Raw genomic sequence first — 25299 nt, 5'->3', positions numbered from 1 at the left:
AATGGCCGAACGCGGTCAGCGGGCCAGCGGATCGGTGGCAGCCGGGAGCAATCGGTCTTCCACGTCGGTGAGGGCAAGACGGACGGCACCGAGAGCGGTCGCCTCGTCGCCCAATGCGGACAGCGTCAGCAGTGGCTTGGCCAACGCGAGCGGCTCGATGTGCCGCTCGATGGCCGACAGCAGCGACGGCCCCGCGGTGGACACTCCGCCGCCAAGGACGACCATCTCGGGATCCAGCACGAGCAACAGAGCCGAAAGACCGCGGGCCAGCCGGGCCGCCACCTCGTCGATCGCCTGCGCGGCCGCCTCGTCGCCCGCACGGGCGGCGGCGAAAACCGCGGTCGCGTCGGTTTCCTCGGCCCGCCGGTCGGCCCGCCGGCCGCGCCGCCGCCGGCTGCCGGCCGCCTCGATGATGGCGCCCGCACCGACCCGGCTTTCCAGCGGCCCCAACCCAGATTCGTCCGGCACCACCCCGGCCTGCCCGTCCAGTACGCTCAAATAGCCGATTTCGCCGGCCATTCCGGCCGCGCCGCGGTGCAACCGGTCGCCGATCACCAGGCCGGCACCCACTCGCGCGCCCCACTGAATGAACACGACCGTACTAACCCCGGTGGCCACCCCCAGCCACCGCTCCGCGATCACCGCGAGGTTGACGTCGTTTTCCACCTGAATCGGCGCCGAAAACGAGCGTCGGAGCGCGTCAGCCAGCCGGATCTCGTTCCAGTCCGGCAGGCTCGGCGCGAAGGTCACCGCCCTGGTGTGCGGGTCCACGATGCCCGGTGTGCCCACCGTTACCGACCACACCTCATGGCGGGCAATACCCGCCTCTTTCAGCAGGCTCGTCACAGTTTCCCTTACAGCGGCCAAAACTTGCTGCCCAGAGCTAGCGAAATCGTCGTCGCGGCGCTTTTTCGCGACCACCGAGCCGGTCAGGTCCGCGAGCATCGCGAGAATCTTGTGCGGGCCGATATCGATCCCCAGCACATATCCCGCTCTGCGGCGAAAACGTACGGCCCGGGCCGGCCGGCCGATCCGCGGCTGGTCCGCTGCCTCTTCCTCGACATATTCGGCCAGCCCGCCAGCCACCAGTTGCTCGGACGCCTGCGAGACCGTCGGGCGGGACAGCCCGGTCAGCTCGCCGATCTCGGTCAGCCGCAACGCATCGCGGCCCCGCAGCGCGGCGAACACCTTGGCGCAGTTGATCTCGCGCAACAACGCCGGACTGCTGCTCGCCTGCACGCCACCTCCACCGGCCGAAACGAAAGATCTTTACGAAACTACTCCTTCTATCGCTCGCCCGGCGGTTCGACATCCGGACCGCGACCGCCGGCGGTCGCGAACCAACCGGTGGCCGGCAACTCCGGCTCAGCGGCTCCGGTCCGGCCAGCACGGCCAGCACCGCTGGTCAAAGTGGAGGCCGCAGCACCGGCCCGTCGAAATCCGCGCCCGCCCGCGGCCCCAGACTCGTCGCGGTTCATCAGATGAGTCGAATTCGACTGTCCACATTTGTCTAGAATCCCAGGTTCTCTTTCTGGCTGTCATCTGGTGGCCGAAACTGTACGCATAGTGGCGTTCCTGCCACTCGAGTTCCGGGATCGCAGCGGCGATGATCGGGGGGTGACAGCTGACGAGGCGCGTACGGGCGCAGTCGACCTGACCGCGTCGAGTGATCCGCGAGGGTGGCTCCGGGCCGGCGTCGCGGTGGCGGCGGTGGGATGGGGAGCGCAGCAGTTCGCGCCGCTGTTGCTGATGTACCAGTCCACGCTCGGCCTGTCGACGACCACCGTGCAGGGAACCTTCGGTTTCTACGTGCTGGGGCTGATTCCCGGACTGCTGTTCGGCGGCCCGATGTCGGATCGGTACGGCCGCCGCCGAGTGATGGCTCCAACGCTGGTGGTCTCGGCTGTCGCCAGCCTGCTGCTGATCCTGGGCGGCACCGGCGCCGGGTGGCTCTTCGCCGGCCGGCTGCTCGCCGGGGTCGCCAGTGGCGCCGCTTTCAGCTCGGGAGCCGCCTGGATCAAGGAACTTTCAGCTTCCCGCAGCAGCCTGAGCCCGCGCCGGATCACGGTGGCGATGAGCGTCGGTTTTGGCCTGGGGCCACTGGTTTCCGGCGTGTTGGCGCAGTGGGGGCCGGCTCCGACGGTGGTCCCGTACCTGCCTCATCTGTTGCTCGCGGCGGTCGCCTTCTTTCTCATTTTCGGCGCACCGGAGACTCGCTTTCATACCGGCCCGGGCAGCTTGCTGGGACAGCTACGGATACCGGAAATCCGCGACCGTCGATTCCTCTTTGTCGTTGTTCCGTTGGCACCATGGGTTTTCGGCTCGGTGTCGATCGCGGTGGCGTATCTGCCCGGGTTGGTGAAAAGTAGTCTCGGCGACAACGCGCTGATATTCAGTACGGGCATGACCGCGCTCTGCGCGGCCACCGGTATCGCCACCCAGCCACTCGCCCGTTTCGTTGACAGGCCGGGCAAACCGTGGCTGTTGGGCACCGCTTTGGGACTCGTGGTGGTCGGAGTTCTCGTCGCGGCCGCTGCGGCGGCCCTGGTGCAGCCAGCGCTGGCTGTCCTCGCCGCGCTGATTCTTGGCGCCAGCTACGGATGTTGCCAGGTCTGCGGGCTCCGCGAGGTGCAGCGGATCGCCCGACCGGACCGGCTGGCCGGGCTGACCGCCGCCTACCAGGCGGTCTCGTACCTCGGCTTTGCCGCGTCCTACCCACTTTCGGCCGCCGGCCGGCACGTACCCGCCGGAGACCTCCTCTTAATCGTTGCTGCGCTTGCTTTGCTTACACTGCTCTGGACGGCCTATCAAGCTTCCACTGACCCACTGCGAAAAGTCCGCCGCTAGTACTGGTCGGCGGTGGCATTGACGCTGCGACCTACTGCAAAGAGCCGTACCGGCGCAGCGTGAAGGAGTTCAACAACGCTGACCCGATCAGAACGACACCGAGCGCGAGCAGTTGGAACTGGCTGCCTTGGGAGCCGGTGAACATCAGCAGGATGCCCGCGTTGAGCCACACGATCAGCAAAGATGCCGCTACCACCCCGCCGATGCGGCCGACGCCGCCGGAGATGGCGACGCCGCCGAGAACGGCGATGGTGATGGCGGGCAGGGCCATGCCGTTGCCGACGGTGCCGGCGTCTGGACGGGCGGAGGCGAATTGGCCAACGGTGACGACGGCGACGACGGCGGAAATGATGCCGGCGGCGACGAAAGCGCGGAAACGTACGCTGGAGACGCGGATGCTGGCGAAGCGGGCGGCCGCGTCATTGGTGCCGACGGCATAGAGTTTCCGGCCGTAGGTCGTACGACTCAGAACCAGCCACGCGACCACCACGCAGGGCAGCAGAAAAGTCAGCACCTGCAACGGAAAAGGCGGCAGGAATCCGACAGTGACCGGCTGTGTGAGTGAGTGCAGGTCCTGCACCGGCTTGTCAGAAATAGGGTCGCTGTGACTGCTCACCAAGGAAATCGAGCTGAAGGCGTAGTAGGTGGCAAGGGTGGCGATCAACGCCGGGAAGCGCAGGTACGCGACGAGGGCGCCGTTGATCGCGCCCAGCACGGCACCACAGAGCAAGCACACGACAATTGCCGGCAGCACCGGCCAGGACAATTTTCCTACCAGGAAGCCGAAGACCATACCGGAGAGGCTGACCATCGCGCCGACCGAGAGGTCGATGCCGCCGCGGCCGGAAACCATCACCACCAGCTCGGCGATGGCCAGCAGGCAAAGCGGCACCATCGACTCCAGCGCCGACGCCATGTACGAGATGTCGTAGGGCGCGGTCAGATAGTCGCCGGCTTCCAGGAACTTGAGCCACCCCACCATGATTACCAGCAGGATCGCCAGCAGCGCCACCCGCTCGGTGAGAATGATCCGGACGATCCGGCTGACCGGATTGCCCGCCGGTTCCGCCGTTTGCGTTGCCATCAGCCAACCTTCCGGCGTCCGAGGTGGCCGGCCAGCCGGCGGCGCTGGCGCACCAGGTCAACCCCGACGGCGAGCAGGATGAAAAGACCGATGAACAGGTCGGTGAGGTCGCTGGGCCAGCCGAGCAAGGTGATCGCGCTGGAGACGATGCCGACCAGCAGGGCGCCCAGCAGTGTCCCCAAAACTGTGCCTCGACCGCCCAGAATGCTGGTGCCGCCGATGACAACGGCCGCGATGACCTGAAGCTCCAAGCCAGTGCCGGAATTTTGCTGAATGAGGCCGCCGCTGCCGATCAGGCAACAGGCCGCGAGGCCCACCAGCAGACCGGTCATCGCGTACGCCGCGACCCTGCGCCGGGCCACTTTTACGCCGGCCAGCCGGGCCGCGTCCGGATCACCGCCAATCGCGTAGAGATGCCGCCCGGTGGCCCAATATCGCATGTAAATCCACATTCCCGCGCCGATCAGCATCGCCAGCCACCAGGCGTTGGACACCCCCAGGGTGCTGCCACTGGCCCCACCGCCGAAAAACTGCAGCGTCGGCGGGACGCCCGTGACGTCCTGGGAGTTGAAGATCTGCAAAGACACGAAGCGGTAGATGTTCAGTGTCCCGAAAGTGATGATGATCGGGTGGACCCGCCCGTACGCGACCAGTAATCCGTTCAGAGTCCCCAAAATCGACCCCAACACCAGCGCCACCACGACGGCCGGCAGAAACGGCAGGCCGGAGTCCCGTACGAGCAGTGCGACGATCACCATGACCAGCGCCGCCGCGCTGCCCACCGACACGTCGATGCCGGCGGTGACGATCACCGCGGTCATCCCGATCCCCATGATGGCGATCGGGGCCACCGAGAACAGGATGTTGTTCAGGTTCGACGCGGTCAGGAAAGTACGGGTCATCAACGAAAGAACCACACACAACACAATGATGACCACGACCAGCGCGAGTTCCTGGCCCTCGATTGCTCGGACGATCGGCCGCCGCCGGACCGGGGTGTCCACTGTGGTCACTCGGCGACCTCCCCAGCGGCCGCAGCCAACACCTCGACCTGCTCGGCGGCACGCCCGTAGCGAGCGGTGATGCGGCCGGCGCGTACGACCAGCAGCCGGTCAGCGAGCAACAGAACCTCCTGCAGATCCGAGGAAACCAGCACCACCGCACTGCCGGCCTCGGCGAGCGAGGCGATCGTCCGGTGGATTTCTTCCTTGGCGCCCACGTCGACGCCTTGCGTGGGTTCCTGCAGCACCAGCACGTCCGGGCGCTCGACCAACTGCCGGGCCAGCACCACTTTCTGTTGGTTGCCACCGGAAAGCGTGCCCACCGCGGTACCTGGACCGGGCGCCTTGATGCCCATCCGGGAAATCAGGTCGGTGGCGGTGGCCTGCTCGCGCCGGCGGTCCACCCACAGCCGCAGGCGCGAAAGGAATGTCAGGTGCGCGCTGGAGATGTTGAAGGCGATGCTCTGCGGAGCGAAAACGCCCTGCAGTTTCCGGTTCGCCGGGAGCATCGCGATGCCGTGCCGGACCGCGTCAATCGGGTCCGCCAGCGTGATGACCTTGCCGTTTCGGCTAACTGTTCCGGAAAAAGCGGTGTCGATCCCGAAGAGAGCGCGCGCGATGTCGCCTGCGCCGGATCCGACAAGCCCGTAGAGGGCGACGACTTCACCGGTGCGTACGTCAAAAGTCACGTCAGTGAAGGCTTCTCCGCGCGACAGGTCGCGCACCGAAAGTGCGGGCACCGAGCCCTGCGCGGAGGCGGCGGATTTGCCGGCGAGGTCGGAAAGCGGCTGGCCGACCATCAGTTCGGCGACCTGGCGTACCGAAAGTTCGCGGGTCGGCTGGCTCGCCACCACCTGCCCGTCCCGCAACACGGTGACCCGGTCGGTCACCTGCGCTAATTCGTCCAGTCGGTGACTGATGTAGATAACGCCCATGCCGGAGTCGCGAAGTCCTCGTACGACCGTGAAAAGTGTCTCGATCTCCCGGTCGGTCAGGATCGCGGACGGCTCGTCCAGGATCAGGATCCGGGCGTCGTGGGCGAACGCCTTGGCGATCGACACGAGTTGCTGTTCGGCCACCGGGACATCGGCGACCCGTACGTCCGCGAGCCGTGGATCCAGGCCAAGCCGTCGCAACAAGGACGCGACCTGGGTGCGCTGCTTCGGCCAGTCGACCCGGCCGAAGCGGCGCAGTTCCCTCCCGATAAAGACATTTTCCGCCACGGTGAGCTCGCCGAACAGCTGCGGTTCCTGGTAGACAGTGGCGATGCCGGCATCCAGCGCCGCCGAGGTGCTGCCGAGCGAGAGCGGCTTGCCGTCCAGCGACACCTGACCGGTGTCCGGCGACTCGGCACCGGACACGATCTTGATCAGCGTCGACTTGCCGGCACCGTTCTCGCCCACCAGCGCGTGCACCTCACCGGCTCGTACGGAGAAATCGACGCCACGCAACGCATGCACGCCGCCGTACCGCTTCTGCACACCAGCGATCTCCAGCAGAACCGAAGGCGAGCTCATGGGGCGTGTCTCTCCATTCCAGGTGGATGAGGGTCGAGATCCAAACGGCGTTCTGCCGGTGCCGGGAGGTCGCCTTCATACCTTTGTTGTATGGGGGCGATCTCCCGGTGCCGGCAGACGGCGTTTGGGCTCGGCCCTCGCCGCCTGGAATGGAGAGACACGGCCTAATAGCTGTACTTGTCGGCGTTGTCTTTGGTGATCACCAACGGGTCACCCAGCAGCAGCATCTTCTTGTCGCCGAAATACTGTACGGCCGGCAGCGAACCGCTGACGTTGTTGGTGGTGGTGAAAGGCTTCTTGTCCGCGACCTGCTTGGCGGCCCACACGGTCAGGTAGCCGAGGTTTTCCACGTCCCACAGGATCGCGCTGCTGCTCGATCCGTCCTGCAGATACGGCTTCATGGCCTGTGGAGTTCCGAGGCCCACGGTGAAAACCTTGCCGGTCTTTCCGGCTTCCCGTACGGCTTGGGCAACTCCCGGTGCGGACGACGTGCATTCGCCCACCAAACCAGTGAGATTCGGGTGCGCGGCCATCAGCTGCTTGGCCATCGTGACCGCCTTCGCCTGATCCTCACCGGCATAGACGATCCCGTCCAGCTTCACGCCCGGGTATTTCTGCGCGCCGTACTTCTGCTGGACCGCGATCCACGAGTTCAGGTTGGCGGCCGTCTGTCCACAAGAGACAATCGCGTACTCACCCTTGCCTCCCATGGCCTTGACCATCGAGTCGGTCAGGCCCATCCCGATGCCGTCCACGGTGGCCTGGTTGACGAACACCTCGCGGATCGAGTTCGGTGCGTCGGTGTCCGCGGTCATCACGTGAATGCCGGCGTTCTTGGCATCCTGCAACACCGGCGCGAGCGAGTCGGGGTCGTTGGGCGCGACCACCAGCACGTCCACCTTCTGCTGGATCAGCGACTTCACGATGTCGGTCTGCGCGCCCGGATCAGCGGTCGTCGCGCCCTTGTAGATCCAGTTGACGCCGAGCGCGGCGGCGGCTTTCTTGCCACCGGAGTTCATCGCCTCGAAATACGGGATTCCTTGCAGCTTGGGCACGAAAGCGACAGTGATTTTCCTGGTGCCATCGGCGGTGGCACCGGTGTTCTTCTTGCTGCAGCCGGTCAACGCCACCACGCCGACCAGTAACACAGCGGTGAAAACGGTGACGCTTCGGGAAAGCAACGTCGTCCTTGGCATTGCACATCCTCCACTCATCGAGCCAACTCCGCGGTCCCAACTAGACCGCGTCGGCCCGTACCAGCTCACGGAACCTGGGATATCTTTCTCCCCCACCGGCGGCGCCGGTCGGGGTGGTCACCCTCGGCCGGTCGCTGGCTCGTACGACCTCACGCATCTGCGCCAGCCCTGACAGCTCCCCCAGCGCGCCCAGCTGCACCAAAGCGTTCCCGTACGCGGTCGCCTCGATCGGCCCGGCGTACACCGGGATGCCGGCCGCGTCCGCGGTGAGGTGGTTCAGCAGCTCGTTCGACGACCCGCCGCCGACGATGTGGATCAGCGGCGCTGGCCGGCCGGCGGCCGTCGCGATGTCCTCGACGGTCAGCCGGTAGCTGAGCGCGAGGCTTTCCAGTACACATCGGACAGTCGCCCCGATGCCGTCCGGCACCGCCTGCCCGGTCCGCCGGCAGTACGCGGCGATCCGCGCCGGCATGTCGCCTGGCCGCAGAAAATCCGGGTGGTCGGGGTTCACCACGCTGCCCGATGGGCTCTGCCGCGCCAAAATAACCAGCTCCGAATAGCCGAGGTCGTGGCCGGCGGCCCGCCACTCCCGCCGGCATTCCTGCAACAGCCACAAACCCGTACAGTTCGACAACAGTCGGATGGTGCCGGCGACACCGCCCTCGTTCGCCAGGTTCGCCGCGCGTGTGGCCGGCGTGATGACCGGTCGCTGCGTTTCCACCCCGACCAAAGACCAGGTGCCGGACGAAATGTACGCGGCCGCCGGGTCCGCGAACGGCACTCCGGCCACCGCGCTCGCGGTGTCGTGGCAACCCGGCGCGATCACCCGAGCGCCGGCCAGCGAGGGAAAATCGCCGGCACTGGGCAGCAACGGGCCCAGGTCCGTACCGGCGTCGACCACCTCGGGCAGGAAATGCGTCGGAATACCCAGGTCGTCCAGCAGGCCAGTGGCCCATTTCCGGTTCGCCATGTCGTACGCACCGGTGGTGCTGGCGATGGTGAATTCGGTGACGGTGGCACCGCACAGCAGGTTGTTCAGAATGTCGGGCACCAGCAACAACAAGGCGGCTTCATCTTGACGGCGGCGGCCCGCGGCGGTCTGCCTTTCGCCCAGCAGCTGGTAAATCGTGTTGATGTCGTTGAGCTGGATGCCGGTGCTGTCGTACAACCGCTCCCGGCCAACCATGCCGATCGCGGTGTCGATCATCCCGCGAGTACGGTCATCTCGATGCGACACCGGATCTTCCAGGAGTCGCCCAGCGGCGTCCAAATATCCGTAGTCGACCCCCCAGCTGTCCACTCCGATGCCGTCGACGCTATCGACCATGGTGGCCGCCCGCGCGATGCCGTCCCGGATGTTTTCCCAGAGCAGAGCCAGATCCCACCGCAACGCGGCACCGACCGTACGAGCACCGTTCGGGAATCGGTGCGCGACCTCGAAAGTCAGCCGGCTGCCGTCGAAACGGGCCACCATCACCCGGCCGCTCTCGGCGCCGAGATCCACCGCGATCACGTTGCGGCTGGCCATCAGGCGGCGCCCTCCGCGACGATCGGCACCCGGCTGATCGGCACCCCGATCTCCTTCCAGTCGGCCACCAACTGGTCGCTCGCGCTGTCGTCGGTGAAAAGACTGCTCACCCGGGATGCTCGTACGAACGAGTGCAGCGAGAACCGGCCGATCTTGGACGAGTCGAAAAGCCCGTGGACGTACGTGCAGGCGGCCACCATCCGCACTTTCGCGGTGGTTTCCTCGGCGGACAACTCCATGAGTCCACCCTGCACCGAGAGGGACCGCAGACCGAAGAACCCGTGCTGCAACTGGCCACGACTGGTCAACGCGTCACCGAAGTCGCCGACCAGCGACCACGAGGACCGGCGGACCGTGCCGCCGGGCAACACCACGGTGATCGAGTCCGACTCCGACAGCACGTCGGCCGCACGCAGACCGTTGGTGACCACGATGAGACTGCGGCGTTCCCGCAGCTCAAGCGCCATGTAATAGCACGTCGTGCTGCCATCGAGGGCGATCGCGTCGCCGTCTTGGACCAGCGCCGCGGCGGCCCGGGCGATCGACCGCTTCGCGTCGGCGCGGTGCCGCAACCGCATCTCGAAGGCGCCTTCGTCGGCGCCATGCGAGCGAACCGCGCCACCGCGTACGCGTCTGAGCAGGTGCCGCCGCTCCAGGCTCTCCAGGTCTTTTCGGGCGGTCACCGCCGAAATCCCGAACCGGTCGGTCAGGTCGCTGACGCTGACCCGCCCATCGGTCTCCAACAGCCGCAGGACTTCCTGCTGGCGTTCGTGTTCTGCAATCCCTGGCATGAGGCCACCTCCGCGGAGTGTGACCCTAGACACCTCGAAGCCGAAACGTCAACAAACGAAATCAACCATGCTGGTCTCTCGGTTACGGTTGGGTTTCGGATTCGGCGGCGATGCGCTCCAGTACGGGCACCGCGGCAGCCAACGCGGCGAGCTCCGCGTCGGTCAACATGGCCAGCTTGTCCGCCAGATAGCCGGCGTTGCGGGTACGGATCTCGGCGATCCAGGCGGAGCCCCGCGGCGCGATCCCGATCAGGCCGGCCCGCTGGTCGTCCGGATCCGGCCAGCGGTCCACATAACCCTGCTGCAGCAGCCAGTCCACGATGCGGGACATCGTCGGCGCACTCGTACCCACCCGTGCGGCCAGGTCACCGAGCCGCAGCGGCCCGCTCTTCTCCACCACCGCGATGGTGGACAGCCGGGTCGGTGTCATGTCGTCGGTCTGCGCCTGCAGCCGCAGCCGGTGCGAGATCCGGCTGATCGCGATCCGCAGCCGACCCGGCAGGTCCGGATCGATTCCGGGCTGCACCTTCAGCTTCGCCGCACTCTCGCCCATGATGCAGACTACCCGCGGATCGGTTGGGCGGGGGCGGCAAAGGCCAGATCCGCGCTGGTCAGGCCGCCATTCACGTGGATGGTCGCGACCGCCGGCTGGTAGAGGTTCGCCACCACGGTGTAGTCGCCGGACGGCACGTCCGGGATCCGGTACGAGCCGTCCGCGTTCGTACGAGCGGTGCCGATCACCTGGCCAGCGGGGTCGATGACGGTGACCACAGCGCCCTCGACAGTGCCGCCGCCGGGCGCCGACACGAGCCCGGCGAGACCGCCGACCGGAGCGATCCGCAGGTCGAGCACGGCCGGCTGTCCGAGCGTCACCTGGACCGCGGCGGCCACCGGCTGGAAGTGCTCGGCGTTGACGGTCACGGTCAGGTCGCCGGCCGGCAGGCCGTTGATCGCGAAGTGCCCGACCTCGTCGGTGACCGCCTGACTGAGCACGTCACCGTCGCTGTTGATCGCCAACACGGCCGCGCCCAGCACCGGCTGACCGCTGCTCGCCCTGACCACTCCAGAAAGGGATCCGTTGCCAGCCAACACGAAATCACGTCGTACCGGCACGTCCGACCGGACCACCACGGCGACCGCCTCCGGCCGGAAACCCGGCGCGGTGCCGATCAGCGTGTATGGGCCCGGACGCAGGCCGGTCACCGCGTACGCACCGGTGGGGTCGACCTGGGCGCGACCAATCTGGCCGCCATCGACGCCGGTCACGGTGACCACCGCGGACGTCACCGGCGCGCCCGCCGGCGTACGCACGCTGCCAGCCAGCGACACTCCAGGGTCGGGAGTCATCACAGCATTGTGCTGGATGCGTCCGTTCACCGCCGCGTGGGCTCCGTTGGTTTGCTGCGGTAGCAAGTTCGACTGCATGTCGGTGGCCGGCTCACCAGCCACTTCGGCGAGCTCCGCACCCAGCGACTCGACGCCGATTTTCCTGCTCCGCCGGGAAGGCGCGGCCAGCCAGGACGCGACGGCGGCGATCAGGCAGCCGACGATCGCGAACCAGAAGGCCGCGGTCAGGCCGTCCGAGAACGGTCCGGAGATCAGCTGCGGGAAGAAGCCGCGGCCGGTCAGGAAAGCGGCCTGGGCGTGCGGCAGCATGTTCAGCACTGGGCCGAGCAGCTGCTGGATCGGGTTGTAACCGAGGAAAGCGGCGAAAAGTACGGCCACCGCGGGCAGCCCGGCGATCCGGGTCGCGTCACCCGCGGACACTCCGTGCGCCTGCAGGCCGGCGTTCATCGCGGCCGGCAGGTGCTGCGAGAGGCCGGCGATGATCAGGCTGAAGAAGACACCGATCGACAACACCATCGCGGAGTTCTGGAAGGTCGCGGTCATGCCGGCGCCGGCGCCACGCGAGTTGGCCGGCAGCGCGTTCATCACGTCCGCCCGGTTCGGCGAGCTGAACAGCCCCATACCAATGCCGTTGAAGAACAACAAAACCGCGAACTGCCAATATTCGAAGTTCACCGGGATGTACGCCAGCAGGAAGAAAGTCACCGCGGTCAACGCGAGGCCGCCGGTGGTCAGCCAGCGCGAGCCAATGCGGTCTGAGATGATGCCGGACACTGGCGCGGAAATCAGGAAGCCGACGGTCAATGGCAGCATCGCGATGCCGGCCCACAACGGCGTCTCGGCGAACGAGAATCCGTGCTGTGGCAGCCAAATGCCCTGCAGCCAGATGATCATGATGAACTGCAGGCCACCGCGGGCCAGCGAAGCCAGCAGGTTGGCGATGTTGCCGAACGCGAAAGCGCGGATCCGGAAAAGCGACAGGTTGAACAGTGGCGCTTCGACCTTGGTTTCGATGTAACCAAAAATCGCCAGCAGGATGGCTCCACCAATCAGCGGTGCCAGCACCTGCGGGTTGGTCCAGCCCATCGTGTGACCGCCGTACGGCTGGATGCCACCGGTGATGCCGACCAGCAACGCGATCAGGCCGACCGCGAAGGTGATGTTGCCCCACCAGTCCATTTTGGCCCGGCGCCGCTCGCTGGTGTCGTGCAGTTTCAGGTACGCCCAGATGGTGCCGAAAATGCCGACCGGCACCGAGACCAGGAAAATCAGGTGCCAGTTGATCGGGGCCAGCACGCCACCAATCACCAGGCCGATGAACGACCCGGAAATCGCTGCCACACCGTTGATTCCGAGGGCCATACCACGCTGGTTGACCGGAAAGGCGTCGGTCAGGATCGCACTGGAATTGGCGAACAGGAAGGCGCCGCCAATGCCCTGGACGATCCGCCAGCCAATCAGCCACCAGGCGGCCGCCGGGCCGGTCATCCACGTCACCGCGAGGAACACCGACGAGATCGAGAAAACCGCGAAACCGATGTTGTACATCCGTACGCGCCCGTACATGTCGCCGAGCCGGCCGAAACCCACCACCAGCACCGCGGTGACGACCAGGAAACCCATGATCATCCACAGCAGGTAGTTGGAGTTGCCGCCCTCCAGCGGGTTGATGTTGATGCCGCGAAAGATGTCCGGCAGCGCGATCAGCACGATCGACGAGTTGATCGTCGCCATCAGGATGCCCAGCGTGGTGTTGGACAGCGCGATCCACTTGTAGTGCGGACCCAACTCCTCGATCCGACGTGGACCTCGGTGCTTGCTGCCCGCTGCCTGGATCTGTTGGTCTTCCACAGCCACGGCTTACCCTCCCCGCACACTTCGTTAGTTGTCTAATGCTAACTGATTTGGCGGGTCGCCGTACAGCGTGGCGGTGATCATGTGATGGGAAGAGCAGCAGGGAATATTCTGTAGGATCAGGCGACTTGGCCTCGGCTTTTAGGGGAACGATGACAACGCGCCGACTTCCGAAGTGGTCCGAACTGAAACCCCTGTTGCAGACCCAAAAGATCGAGTGGGATCCGACCGAGCGCCGGCTCGCGAAGGCTCAGACGATCGGTGACCTGCGACGGATCGCGAAACGGCGGACCCCGTCGGCGCCCTTCGACTACACCGACGGAGCCGCCGACGGCGAGGTCAGCCTGCGCCGGGCCCGGTCGGCTTTCGCCCGATTGCAGTTCAACCCGAGCATCCTGCGAGACGTGTCCAAAATTGACACATCCACCACCATTCAGGGCAATCCGTCGGCGTACCCGATCATTTTCGCACCGACCGGTTTCACCCGAATGATGCACACCGAGGGCGAGCGCGCGGTCGTACGAGCGGCGCAGAAATACGGCATCCCGTACGCGCTGTCGACGATGGGGACGACGTCGATCGAGGACGTGGCGGCGGCCGGGCCGGACGTGGACAAGTGGTTCCAGCTCTACATCTGGTCCGACCACGGCGCCGGCAAGGAGCTGGTCCAGCGGTCGCACGCGGCCGGCTACACGACGTTGATCCTGACGGTCGACGTACCGGTCGCCGGTGCGCGGCTGCGGGACGTACGCAACGGCATGACCATCCCGCCGGCGTTGACGCTTAAGACCTTCCTCGATGGCGCGATGCATCCGAACTGGTGGTTCGACTTCCTCACCACCGAGCCGCTGCAGTTCGCCTCGCTCTCGCACTGGGAGGGCACCGTCGCGGACATGATCAACCACATGTTCGACCCGACCGTGACGCTCAAGGACCTGGACTGGATCCGGGACGCGTGGCCGGGCCGGATCGTGATCAAGGGCATCCAGACCGTCGAAGACGCCCGGCGAGTCGTCGACGCCGGCGCCGAAGGCATCGTGCTTTCCAACCACGGCGGCCGGCAACTGGACAAGGCGCCGGTCCCGCTGGAGCTGCTGCCGTCAGTGGCCGCAGCGGTCGGCGATCGTACCGAGATCTACCTGGACACCGGCGTCACGTCCGGCTCCGACATCGCCGCCGCCCTCGCGCTCGGCGCCGACGCAGTCCTGGTCGGCCGCGCTTACCTGTACGGCCTGATGGCCGGCGGCCAGCGCGGAGTCGAGCGCGCCGCCGAGATCCTGACCAGCCAACTCCGCCGTACGATGGCGCTGCTGGGCGTCAACTCCGTCGATGAGCTCACCCCCTCCCACGTCACCCTCCGCTAGCTCGCCGGCCTTAGTCCGCAACGCCCTCGCTGGGTTCCCATGCGGACGAACAGTCATTACGGAACGTCACGATGGGGCGTCGAGGCGGGTGAGCTGGTCGGGAGTGAGGGTGAGAGCCACTCCGGCGACTGCTTCGTCGAGTTGCGCGGCGGTGCTGACTCCGACGATGGGGCGTACGTGCGCATCGGCCGTCATCCAGGCAAGTACGACCTGGTGGCGGGTGGCGCCCAGCTCGCCGGCCACCTCGTCCAGGACCGCCAGACGGGCGGTGTTGCCAGGGTGGTTGTACACCTCGCGAAGCCGCTCCGGGCGGGTGTAGGCGCCGGCCAGCAGCGGCGTGTACGCCCAGAGCTCCAGGTTTTCGCTGCGGACGTGGTCGAGCACGTCGTCCGTCGCCCACGGGAATTCGTGGTTGACACCGGGCGGCATCTCACCGGGGCGCGGCCGCAGGTACGAGTAGCTCAGCTGCACCGCGGTGTAAGGGGTCCAGCCGTGCGCGGCGGCCGTACGGCGGGCCGCCTCGACCCGCCAGGCCGGCTGGTTGGAGGCCCCGAGCCGGCCGACCGTACCGGCCGTGACCAGCTCGTTCAGCGCGCCGCCGACCTCTTCCAACGGGACCCGCCGGTCGTCCATGTGGGTCCAGTACATCTCCACGTGGTCGACGCCGAGCCGCTGCAGACTGCCCTCGATGGCGGCCTCGATCGCCGGCGCGGACAGCCCCTCGCGGTTCGCCGGCCACTCGCCGGTAGGACCGGGCTCGGCGCCGACCTTCGTGCTCAGCTGGATCCGCTCGCGGATGCCTGGCCGCAGCCTGAGCCACTTGCCGAGCAACGTCTCGCTGAGGCCGCCATGCCCGCTCGGATCGCTCCAGAACGCATAACAGTCCGCTGTGTCGATCATCGTTCCACCGGCGTCGACGAACCTGTCCAGCAGGTCGAACGACGTCTTCTCGTCTTGTTTGGTACCAAAATTCATTGCGCCTAGTACGAACATCAGCGATGCCACTCCTCTTCGGTGGGTGCCTGTCACCGAGACTGCTACCTGGATCGCGCTCCAGGTCAAGGTCTGCTGGAAGACTGGTGGCCATGGAGCACTATTCCCCTGGCCAAGTGGCCGACCGGACCGGATTCAGCCTCGACACCCTGCGTTACTACGAACTGATCGGGCTGTTGTCCGACATCGGGCGTACGAGCGGAGGTCACCGGTTCTTCACCGAGGACGACGTGAGCTGGCTGGGCATCCTGCGCTGCCTGCGGGACACCGGCATGCCCATCAACCGCATGCACACGTACGCCGAGCTCGCCCGGGTCGGCAGCGAGACGTTGGCCGAACGGGTCGAGTTGCTGGAAGAGCACGACCGCGCGGTCGAAGAGCAGATCGCCCAGCTGCGTACACAGCAAGCCCACATCCACGAGAAGATTGCCTGGTATCACAGCGAAATCGCCACCCAGGCCCGGTCGGGCGTGGATTTCTGACCGCTAGCGCGGAAGTTGTTCCTGAAGGGCTGCGTTCTTCGCGGTCACCAGCTCCACCAGGGACTGTTGGAAGTCGGCCATTTTCTGTTGCAGGGCAACGTCTGAGCTGGCTAGGATGCGGACCGCCAGCAAGCCGGCATTGCGGGCGCCGGCAATGGAAACGGTGGCGACCGGTACGCCGGCCGGCATCTGCACGATCGACAGCAGCGAATCCATGCCGTCCAGGTATTTCAGTGGTACGGGCACGCCGATCACCGGCAACACCGTCGCCGACGCCACCATGCCCGGCAGATGGGCGGCTCCGCCAGCACCGGCGATGATCGCCTTCAACCCGCGACCGGCCGCGTTTTTCGCGTAGTCCAGCATTTCCTGGGGCGTACGGTGCGCGGAAACCACCTGCGCCTCATACTCAATTCCGAACTCGGCCAGCGCCTCGGCCGCGGCCCGCATGGTCGGCCAGTCCGAGTCGCTTCCCATCACAATGCCCACTGCCGGTGCCATGTTTTCCCTTATTCCGCAGCGTCAGACAGCCACCGCGCGGCCCGAGCGGCCCGCGCGCGAACGTCATCGAAGGTCTCGCCGAGCACCGTCACGTGCCCGATTTTCCGGCCTGGTCGTACGGATTTTCCGTACAAGTGCACCTTGGCGGTCGGCTCGGCGGCGAACATGTGGTGCAGCCGCTCATCAAACGCCATTCCGCCGCTGGCGCCGCCGAGCACATTCGCCATGCAGGTCGCTGGCGCGAGCGCGGTGGTCGCGCCGAGCGGATAGTCGAGCACCGCGCGCAAGTGCTGCTCGAACTGGCTGGTGATCGAGCCGTCGATGGTCCAGTGCCCGGAGTTGTGCGGCCGCATCGCCAGCTCATTGACGAGCATTTCCTTGCCGGTATCGAAAAGCTCGACGGCGAGAATCCCGACCACGCCGAGCTCGGTGGCGATCCGGATCGCCATTTCCTGCGCCTGCACCGCCCGGTCATCGGGCAGATTCGGGGCCGGCGCGAGCACTTCGACGCAGATCCCGTCCCGCTGCACGGTCTCCACCACCGGCCACGCGGACACCTGCCCAAACGGCGACCGCGCGACCACCGCGGCCAGTTCCCGTACGAGCGGGACTTTTTCCTCCACGATCAACGGAGTTGGCGATCCTACGACCTCAACCGCTTCCGCCGCACTGCCAACAACCCACACACCTTTGCCGTCGTACCCACCGCGACTGGCCTTGAGTACGACCGGCCATCCGACCCGATCCGCGAACGCCACCAGATCATCCATAGTGGACACCGGTGCCCACCGCGGCGCCGGCATATCCAGGCCGGTCAACCTTTCCCGCATGGCGCGCTTGTCCTGCGCGTACAACAGCGCGTCCGGCCCGGGCAACAACGGCACACCCTCCGCGGCCAGCGTCCGCAAGTGGTCCGGCGGCACATGTTCGTGGTCGAACGTGACCACCTCGCAGCCCTTCGCGAACCGCCGCAGCGCCTCCAGGTCCGTGTGATGCCCGACCTGCACATCCGCCGCCACCAGCGCCGCGCCATCGTCCGGCCGCTCCGCCAGGATCCGCAACGACTGCCCGAGCGCGATGGCCGCCTGGTGGGTCATCCTGGCCAGCTGCCCGGCACCCACCATGCCGACCACCGGTAAGCCGGTACGCGCGTCCATGCCGCCCAGTCTATGAACTCCCAGGTGGGAGCCTCGGCGGCCCCCGGTCCCAGTTGTTGCTTGCGCTGTTGATCTTGGTTAGTTGGTCTACCCAAAACAGACATATTGCGTGAATGTCCGTTTTGGGTAGACCAACTAACCAAGATCAACACGATCAGCCGGCGGCGATGTCGACCACGCCGTCGGAGTCGCTGGAGTTTCCCAGTTTCAAAGCCAACTGCCGGCGGGACCGGACGCCAACCTTGCGGTAGATCCGGGAAAGTTTCGCCTCGACGGTCTTGACGCTCACGAACAACGTACGCGCGATCTCGGCGTTGGTGGCGCCGCCAATGGCCATCGCGGTCACTTGCCGCTCATCGGCGGTCAAAACCGGCCCGGCTGTCCGTACGGCATCCGGCGTGCCAGCTTCCGACCGGGCTTTTTCCAACCAGGGTTGGGCTCCGGCCCGCTCGAAAATCTCCAGTGCGTTTTCCGAGGCGCGCTCGGCGGCCGACCGGTGCCGGCGACGGCGTTCCATTCGGGCCAGTTCCAGCAAAGTACGACCGTGTTCCAGCGGCATGCTCAACATGGCGAACCGGTCGGCGGCGGCCTGCAAAACGTCGGCGGCGCCGTCCGCCTGCCCGATGGAGGCGAGCCGCAGGCCTTCGGCCCGGCCGAGCGCTGCCAGCACTCCGGACCGGTCCAGATGTTCGGCCTGGCCGACGGCCCGCTCGATGACCGTACGGGCGCGGTCGTCGTTGCCGAGCCGGATGTACGCCTCGGCGAGGTCGGCCTGCCAGTCGCACAACGCCGGCTCGCCAATGCCCATCGACTCGGACAGCTTGCCGGCGCGGCGAAGCGGACCCAGGGCCTCGGCGGGTCGCCCTGCCAGCAACGAAACGTGCCCGTCAAGGGCCGAAGATCGCAGCTGCATCAACCGATCCGCGTCCGCCTCGGAGGCTGCTACCCCACCTCGGGCCAACTCGCCAGCGCGTTGCAGTGATCCGCCGGCGGCCTCGGCGAGGGCGGCCGAAAACAGCACCGGGCCGCGGCCGAGGTCGGCTTCGTCGGTCAGTCGCAGGCCACGCGCCCCAAACTGCAAAGCGGCGGCACAGTTTCCCAGTCTTACCTCGGCGTCGATCAAATCCGGCAACACCATCCAGAGCTGGCTGGGCAGCCCCAGCCGGTCCGCGGTGACCGCCAACTGCGCCAGTTCGTTGCGCGCTGGTACGAGCCGGCCGGACATCAACCACAGCCGGGCCCGTTTGGCGCGGGAACCAAAAGCCCCGACCGAATCAGCGAAAGCGCGCTCTATCGTACGCTCCGCGTTCGGGTCACCGAGATAAAGCTGCGCCATGCTCAGCACCTGCAGAGCGACCCCGCGAACGGCTTCGTCACCGGCGATCTCGGCCAGCGAAACCGCCTGCTGCGCCTCCACCCGGGCCTCGACCAGCCGCCCTTCCAGCAAATACCGGATGCCAACCCACACCCGGACCGGCGCGAGCAGCGCCGGGTCGTCGCCGGCATCGACCAACACGCTGTTGAAAAGTCCGGCCGCGTGCACCAAACCCTGCCCGGCCGCGTCCAGCAACACCAACCCGGCGCGCACCCGGTCGGACGGGCGCACGGCCACCGCCAGCACGTTTTCGGCAGCTGGCCGGGCCAAGTCGAACATCGCCGCACCGGCCGCGTATTCGGCCGTGCGCAACGTACGTTCCACCACCAGATCACCGTCCACTGTGGACGTACGACGGGCCGCCAGGGCGGCCAGCTCGGCGGCAGCGGCCGGTGAGCCACGACCGGCGGCGAGCTCGGCGGCCCGGTCCAGCTCGGCGGCCGCGAACCGGATATTGGCCGTGTCGCCCAAAGCCCGGTGCCTCGCCCGCGCTACTGGATCTTCGACCACCCCGGCCAGAGCCGCGTGTACGGCGGCCCGCCGAATGCCCGGCGCGCGGTCATAAACCACCGCGGCCAGCAACGGATAGGAAAACCGGATGACACCGTCGTAGTCGAGGTCGGCGACCGCGGCGCCGGCCGCCTCCGCCAGGTCCTCGGCGACCCGGCTCCGACCAGCGCGCCGAAGCAGCTCGATAGTGGGCCGGTCAGTGGCGGCGGCGAAAAGCAGAGTTTCCATGGCGGCGGCCGACAACTGCGCCAGCTGCGGAGCCACCAAGGCGCGCAGTCGGGCTGGTACGGGCAGTGGCTCGCCGAGTTGCAGCGGCCGGTCGCGATGGGCGGCAGCGGCCGCGATTTCCACCGCGAACCAAGGATTTCCGTCGCTGACCGCGCAAATTCGGCGGGCCGCCCAGCCGGGCAGCGCGTCGCCGGCCCTGGCGCGTACGAGCGCGATCAACGCGCCGGCCGGCAGCGACGGCACTTCCACTTCGGTGCCACCGTCCGGGCACAGCCGGGTAGCCGCCGGTGCGCCGCCGGCCGACACCCGCTCGGCGGCCACCACCCGGAGCCGGGCCGGCCCCATCCGGCCCAGCGAAAACTCCAGCACCGCGGCCGAAGCAGGGTCGATCCACTGCGCGTTGTCCAGCGCCAGCAACACCGGCCGGCCATCTCGGCCGAGCTCGGCGAGGAAATCCCGAACGGCGATCCGGACCGCCAGTCGCTCGGACACGTGAGTCAGCTCGCCGCGGCACAGCCCCACCAACACGGACCGCTGGCGGCCCGGCAACGCGGACATCGCGGCCGCCATCGCGTCGGCACCGATATCGTCGCCGCTGTCTCCGGCGAGCAGATCCGCGAGCGCGGACAGCGGCAGCAGCCGGTCCGGCTCGGACGGCTCACAATGCAGGAAAACCGCGTCCGGCTCGGCTCTGCGAACAAGGTTCGTTAATGCCCGCAGGACGGTCGTTTTTCCGATCCCGGCGGTCCCATAAAGCACTAAACCGCCAGCGGACACCCCGGACCAACACTGCTCAAGCAGTTCTGATCGCCCCGCGGGCTGTCCGGAAAACACGGGGTTAAGGCTTGTCCGTCAACATCGGGCAGGCAACGTCCGTTTGGTCGACGATGCCCACCAAAAGATTGATCGGCCGGCCTGCCGGGGAAAACCACGCGATGTCCCCATTCGGTCGAGCATCAGGGATTTCCCGCTATTGTCACCACCCCGCGTAGCCGACAAATCCCCGCATCAGCCCCAAGAGTGCCGTTTGGCGTACACAGAGTGATCTTGATCGGGGTGCGCTTAGCCGCAGAATGCCTATCAAAAGGCTGTGTAGCGCCTCTCATGGCCACATAGGGACGTATAGCAGGTCGGGTAGGCAAGGGAATTACAAGGGTTTTCCCGTCTTACCCATACTCTTTGCGCTCCATAGCGTCAGGTCGCCGATGATCGTGCTGCGCAGGGAGAACGCATGACGCGAGACCACGACCGAATATTCCGACCACGAAACGTGTTGTTCGCCGGAGCCGCCGCGGTGGCTCTGGTGCTGGGTGTCGTGCAGCCGGCAGGCGCCGCACCCACTGGGCCGTCCGCGGCCAAACCAGGCACTGCCAAGCCCGCGGTGACCGCCCAGTGCGGCACCAGCTCCAAGACCGTGTTCCGGTGCTTCGCGCTGAAGCGCACCGACACCGCGTCCGGCACCGGGATCCGGCCGCTGGCCGACCCGCCGGCCGGCTACGGCCCGGGCGACCTGCAGGCCGCGTACGGCTTGCCCGCCAACGGCGGTGCCGGCCAGACCGTCGCCATCGTCGACGCGTACGACAACCCGAACGCCGAAGCCGACCTGACGGTCTACCGCGCGCAGTACGGCCTGCCCGCGTGCACCACCGCCAACGGCTGCTTCAAGAAGGTCAACCAGCGCGGCGTGCAGGGCAGCTACCCGGCGCCGAACACCGGCTGGGCCGGCGAGATCGCGCTCGACGTGGACATGGTGTCCGCGTCCGCGCCGCAGGCCCACATCATCCTGGTGGAGGCCGACTCGGCCAACTTCGACGACCTCGGCAGCTCGGTGAACACCGCCGTCTCGCTGGGCGCGAAGTTCGTGTCCAACAGCTACGGCACCAACTACACCAGCACCCCCGGCAGCGGTGAGGACCCGGCCGAGCTGACCTGGGACGACCAGTACTACAAGCACCCCGGTGTGGCCGTCACGGTGAGCTCCGGCGACGGTGACTACGGGGTGGCCTACCCGGCCGCTTCGCAGTACGTCACCTCCGTCGGTGGCACCGCGCTGACCAAGGACAGCAGCGCCCGCGGCTGGTCCGAGAGCGTCTGGCACAACCAGTACGGCGGGCCCGGCAGCGGCTGCTCGACCATCGAGCCCAAGCCGGCCTTCCAGCACGACACCGGTTGCGCGAACCGCGCGGTCGCGGACGTTTCCGCGGTCGCCGACCCCGCCACCGGCGTCTCGGTCTACAACACGTACGGCGACAGCGGTTGGCGGCAGTACGGCGGCACCAGCGCGTCGTCGCCGATCATCGCGGGCGTGTACGCCAGCGCCGGCACCCCGGCCGCCGGCAGCTTCCCGAACTCGCTGCCGTACGACCACACCTCAGCGCTGAACGACGTGACCACCGGTCTCAACGGGACGTGCAACCCGGCGTACCTGTGCACCGCCGGCCCCGGCTACGACGGCCCGACCGGTCTCGGTACGCCCAAGGGCGTGGCCGCGTTCAGCTCCGGCCCGCACGGCGAGCTGCTCGGCACCGTCACCGACAGTGGTTCCGGCGCCCCGGTGGCCGGCGCGAAGGTGGCCGCTGGCGACCTGTCCGCCACCACCGACGCGACCGGCAAATACGACCTGTCCATCGGTGCCGGCACGTACGACCTGACCACCAGCGCTTATGGCTACACCAGCCAGACGGTGTCGGGAGTCGTGGTCGGCGACGGCGCGAAGATCACCACCAACTTCGCGCTCGCGTCAGTGCCGAAGGTCAGTCTCAGTGGCACCATCATCGACGGTTCCGGGCATGGCTGGCCGCTCTACGCGAGCGTCGGCGTGAACGGTACGACGACCAAGGTCTCCACTGACCCGGCCACCGGCCGCTACAGCATCGACCTGCCAGCCAGCAACACGTACACCCTGCATGTCGCGTCCAACGTGCCTGGCTACGACGCGGCCGACGTGCCCGTCACGCTCGGCAGCAGCGACCTGCACAAGGACCTGACGCTGAAGGTCTCGTCGGCCTGCACCGCGCCGGGTTACACGTACACCCTGAACGGCACCAGCCAGTCGTTCGACACCACGTCGACGCCGGCCGGCTGGACGGTCGCGAACGCCACCGCCGACGGCGGCTGGGAGTTCGACGACCCGGGCAAGCGGGGCAACAAGACCGGCGGTGCCGGTGGGTTCGCGATCGTCGACTCCGACAAGCTCGGCGTCGGCAAGACCCAGAACACCACGCTGACCAGCCCGGTCTACGACCTGTCCGGCAGCACCAACCCGGTGCTGACCGCGGACACCCACTACCAGCCGTTCGGCAACTCCACCGCGGCGGTCGACGTGACCACCGACGGCGGTACGACCTGGACGAACCTCTGGCAGCGCAGCACGGTCGGCGTGCCCGGACCGGCCAAGATCGACCTGCCGGTGACCGGCGCGGCCGGTAAGAACGCCGTCCAGTTGCGATTCCACTACACCGGCTCGTTCGCGTACTACTGGGAGCTCGACAACGTGTTCGTCGGCGACCGGTCCTGTGTGCCGGTTCATGGTGGGCTCGTCGTCGGTCACGTGACGGACGGCAACACCCACGCCGGCGTCACCGGCGCGGTCGTCACCGACACGGACAAGCCGGCCGAGAACGCCACCACGGCGACGGACGCTGGCCAGGGCGACGGCTACTACTGGTTCTTCTCGTCGGCCACCGGCGCGCACAACTTCACCGCCGCCAAGGGTGGTTACACCACGGCGACGGCGAGCGTGAACGTCGGCACCGACGGCGTCACCAAGGCCGACTTCACGTTGGCCGCCGGCCAACTGAAGGTGACTCCCGCGACGATCAGCAAGACGGTCCCGTGGGGCGGCCAGGCCACCGCGAACGTGAAGATCACGAACAGCGGTAGCGCACCCGCCACGTACAAGATCGGCGAAGCGCCTGGTGGGTTCACCCAGCAGACGCCCGGCGGCAAGGGCGCGGCTGTGCACAACGTCCCGGTCAAGCCGGTCACCGGCTCGATGAAGATCGCGGCGCAGGCGGCCAAGAAGACCGCCGCGCCGAAGGACGCCAACCCGTCCGACGCGCCGTGGGCCGCGCTGGCCAACTTCCCGACGATCATCCAGGACAACCTGGCGATCGCCGGCGACGGCAAGGTCTTCTCCGAGTTCGGGTACGCCGGCAGTGACGACACCGCCGACCTCTACTCGTACGACTCGGCCAGCGGTGCCTGGACGAAGCTGGGCACCTCCCCGGCCGGCACCCGGGAAGCCCCGGCCGGCGGCTATGTCAACGGCAAGATCTACGCCTCCGGCGGTTGGGGTGCCTCTGGCGCCCCGCTCGCGGCGACCTCGATCTACGACGTGGCCAGCAACAGCTGGTCCACCGGTGCGGCCATGCCGACCCCGTACGCGGGCTCCGGTCACGCGGTCCTCGACGGCAAGATCTATGCCGTTGGTGGCTGCACGGCCGACGCTTGTGGCGTCAAGGACGTACAGGTCTACGACACCGCCGCGAACACCTGGTCGAAGGTGGCGGACTACCCGGAGGCGATCTCCTGGGTGTCCTGCGGTGGCATCAACGGCGTGCTCTACTGCGCCGGCGGCAACACCGGTGCGGCGACCACGAAGCACTCGTACGCGTACTCGCCCAGCTCCAACAGCTGGTCTCCGGTAGCGGACCTCCCGTCCGACGCCTGGGGTGCCGGTTACGCGGCGGCCAACGGCAAGCTGCTCGTCAGCGGTGGCGTCATCAACTCCAGCGCGGCGATCACCAACACCGGTTTCGCGTACGACCCGGCCGGCAACGCCTGGACCGCCCTGCCGAACTCGAACAACTCGCTCTACCGCGCCGGTAGCGCGCTCGGGTTCTACAAGGTCGGCGGCAACCCTGGCGGCTTCGGCGTCCCGCCGCAGGCCAACGCCGAGGTGCTGCCCGGGTACGACCAGGGCGGCAGCAGCGACGTGACGTGGCTGTCCGAGAGCGCCACCACCGGCACCCTTGCCCCCGGCAAGAGCGCCACGGTGACGGTCACCCTGGACGCGAGCGTCCCGGAGATCACCCAACCGGGTGTACTCACCGCCAACCTTTCGATCAGTGGCAACACCCCGTACGGCTCGACGGCCATCCCGGTGTCCTTCACCGTCAAGCCGCCGACCACCTGGGGCAAGATCACCGGCACCGTGACCACCAAGGACGCCTCCGGCGCCCTGGTCCCACTCGCCGGCGCCACCGTCGAAATCGACAGCTGGGCCACGTCGTACACGCTCAAGACCGACGCGAACGGCAACTACGGCCTCTGGCTGGACTACCGCAACAACCCGCTGACCCTGATCGTCGCGAAGGACGGCTTCCGTCCACAAACGACAACAGTGTCGATCAAGCAGGGCGCGGTGACGACCAAGAATTTCACCCTGGTCAAACCGTAGTTCCTTAATTAGGGGGAGGACCCCTTGCGCTCCTTTCATGGGAGCGTGAGGGGTCCTTTCTTTTTGTTACTGCTGTTTGCGTTGTCCCAGCGTCGAGTGCGGGACAAAACCCCACTCTCGACG

At 67.2% G+C, this 25299-nt stretch carries 18 protein-coding genes; 4 read left to right on the top strand and 14 right to left on the bottom strand.

Features of this window, described 5'->3' with window-relative positions; genetic code table 11:
- Positions 1 to 15 precede the first annotated feature (15 nt).
- Together ABD301_RS09485 and ABD301_RS09480 are read right to left on the bottom strand one after the other, a co-directional pair.
- On the bottom strand, positions 16 to 1239 hold the full coding sequence (locus tag ABD301_RS09485; protein WP_344309004.1) for an ROK family transcriptional regulator: 1224 nt from the start codon (positions 1237 to 1239) through the stop codon (positions 16 to 18).
- Between the two features lie 47 nt (positions 1240 to 1286).
- Positions 1287 to 1478, bottom strand: coding sequence for a hypothetical protein (locus tag ABD301_RS09480; RefSeq protein ID WP_163570488.1), 192 nt, complete (start codon positions 1476 to 1478; stop codon positions 1287 to 1289).
- A 139-nt stretch (positions 1479 to 1617) separates the two neighbouring features.
- On the opposite strand from ABD301_RS09480, the gene ABD301_RS09475 reads away from it, so the two are divergent.
- Positions 1618 to 2847, top strand: coding sequence for an MFS transporter (locus ABD301_RS09475; protein ID WP_344309001.1), 1230 nt, complete (start codon positions 1618 to 1620; stop codon positions 2845 to 2847).
- A 31-nt stretch (positions 2848 to 2878) separates the two neighbouring features.
- Here ABD301_RS09475 and ABD301_RS09470 read toward each other — a convergent pair whose 3' ends face one another.
- The 8 genes from ABD301_RS09470 to ABD301_RS09435 all read right to left on the bottom strand — a co-directional run bounded on the left by ABD301_RS09470 (position 2879) and on the right by ABD301_RS09435 (position 13168).
- Complete coding sequence (locus tag ABD301_RS09470; RefSeq protein ID WP_344308999.1) at positions 2879 to 3931, bottom strand: ABC transporter permease; 1053 nt, start codon at positions 3929 to 3931, stop codon at positions 2879 to 2881.
- Positions 3931 to 4944 carry an ABC transporter permease gene (locus tag ABD301_RS09465; protein ID WP_344308997.1) on the bottom strand — a complete coding sequence of 338 codons (1014 nt, stop codon included), beginning with the start codon at positions 4942 to 4944 and terminating at the stop codon, positions 3931 to 3933. Before ABD301_RS09465 ends, ABD301_RS09470 begins: the two co-directional genes overlap by 1 nt.
- Entirely contained in the window at positions 4941 to 6449 is a 1509-nt protein-coding gene (locus ABD301_RS09460) for a sugar ABC transporter ATP-binding protein (RefSeq protein WP_344308995.1), read from the bottom strand. Before ABD301_RS09460 ends, ABD301_RS09465 begins: the two co-directional genes overlap by 4 nt.
- Positions 6450 to 6613: 164 nt before the next feature.
- Positions 6614 to 7645 carry an autoinducer 2 ABC transporter substrate-binding protein gene (locus tag ABD301_RS09455; protein ID WP_344308993.1) on the bottom strand — a complete coding sequence of 344 codons (1032 nt, stop codon included), beginning with the start codon at positions 7643 to 7645 and terminating at the stop codon, positions 6614 to 6616.
- A 40-nt stretch (positions 7646 to 7685) separates the two neighbouring features.
- Positions 7686 to 9173: a rhamnulokinase gene (locus tag ABD301_RS09450; protein WP_344308991.1), complete on the bottom strand. Its 1488-nt coding sequence runs from the start codon at positions 9171 to 9173 to the stop codon at positions 7686 to 7688.
- Positions 9173 to 9964 carry a DeoR/GlpR family DNA-binding transcription regulator gene (locus ABD301_RS09445; protein WP_344308989.1) on the bottom strand — a complete coding sequence of 264 codons (792 nt, stop codon included), beginning with the start codon at positions 9962 to 9964 and terminating at the stop codon, positions 9173 to 9175. Before ABD301_RS09445 ends, ABD301_RS09450 begins: the two co-directional genes overlap by 1 nt.
- 82 nt (positions 9965 to 10046) lie before the next feature.
- Positions 10047 to 10517, bottom strand: a complete 471-nt coding sequence (locus ABD301_RS09440) for a MarR family winged helix-turn-helix transcriptional regulator (protein ID WP_163570490.1) — start codon at positions 10515 to 10517, stop codon at positions 10047 to 10049.
- Positions 10518 to 10525: 8 nt separating this feature from the next.
- On the bottom strand, positions 10526 to 13168 hold the full coding sequence (locus ABD301_RS09435) for an MFS transporter (protein WP_425551904.1): 2643 nt from the start codon (positions 13166 to 13168) through the stop codon (positions 10526 to 10528).
- Positions 13169 to 13317: 149 nt separating this feature from the next.
- On the opposite strand from ABD301_RS09435, the gene ABD301_RS09430 reads away from it, so the two are divergent.
- Complete coding sequence (locus ABD301_RS09430; RefSeq protein ID WP_344308986.1) at positions 13318 to 14529, top strand: alpha-hydroxy acid oxidase; 1212 nt, start codon at positions 13318 to 13320, stop codon at positions 14527 to 14529.
- Between the two features lie 66 nt (positions 14530 to 14595).
- Here ABD301_RS09430 and ABD301_RS09425 read toward each other — a convergent pair whose 3' ends face one another.
- Complete coding sequence (locus tag ABD301_RS09425; protein WP_279581637.1) at positions 14596 to 15504, bottom strand: aldo/keto reductase; 909 nt, start codon at positions 15502 to 15504, stop codon at positions 14596 to 14598.
- Positions 15505 to 15614: 110 nt separating this feature from the next.
- Here ABD301_RS09425 and ABD301_RS09420 point away from each other — a divergent pair, with 110 nt between their 5' ends.
- A complete protein-coding gene (locus ABD301_RS09420; RefSeq protein ID WP_163570494.1) occupies positions 15615 to 16004 on the top strand; it encodes a MerR family transcriptional regulator in 390 nt (129 codons plus the stop codon).
- Positions 16005 to 16007: 3 nt separating this feature from the next.
- Here the strand turns inward: ABD301_RS09420 and purE are convergent, their stop codons facing one another.
- From purE to ABD301_RS09405, 3 genes are all read right to left on the bottom strand, one after another.
- Entirely contained in the window at positions 16008 to 16505 is a 498-nt protein-coding gene (purE, locus tag ABD301_RS09415) for a 5-(carboxyamino)imidazole ribonucleotide mutase (RefSeq protein WP_344308980.1), read from the bottom strand.
- Positions 16506 to 16513: 8 nt separating this feature from the next.
- The gene (locus ABD301_RS09410) at positions 16514 to 17662 is read right to left on the bottom strand and encodes a 5-(carboxyamino)imidazole ribonucleotide synthase (RefSeq protein WP_344308978.1); all 1149 of its coding nucleotides are present in this window, start codon (positions 17660 to 17662) and stop codon (positions 16514 to 16516) included.
- A gap of 154 nt (positions 17663 to 17816) precedes the next feature.
- Positions 17817 to 20609, bottom strand: coding sequence for an AAA family ATPase (locus ABD301_RS09405; protein WP_344308976.1), 2793 nt, complete (start codon positions 20607 to 20609; stop codon positions 17817 to 17819).
- A gap of 397 nt (positions 20610 to 21006) precedes the next feature.
- Here ABD301_RS09405 and ABD301_RS09400 point away from each other — a divergent pair, with 397 nt between their 5' ends.
- Complete coding sequence (locus ABD301_RS09400) at positions 21007 to 25176, top strand: carboxypeptidase regulatory-like domain-containing protein (RefSeq protein ID WP_344308974.1); 4170 nt, start codon at positions 21007 to 21009, stop codon at positions 25174 to 25176.
- Positions 25177 to 25299: the final 123 nt, after the last annotated feature.

Origin of the sequence: Fodinicola feengrottensis, assembly GCF_039530045.1 — a bacterium.
Taxonomy (GTDB): Bacteria; Actinomycetota; Actinomycetes; order Mycobacteriales; family HKI-0501; genus Fodinicola; species Fodinicola feengrottensis.
This window is presented reverse-complemented; position numbering and strand designations above follow the sequence as displayed.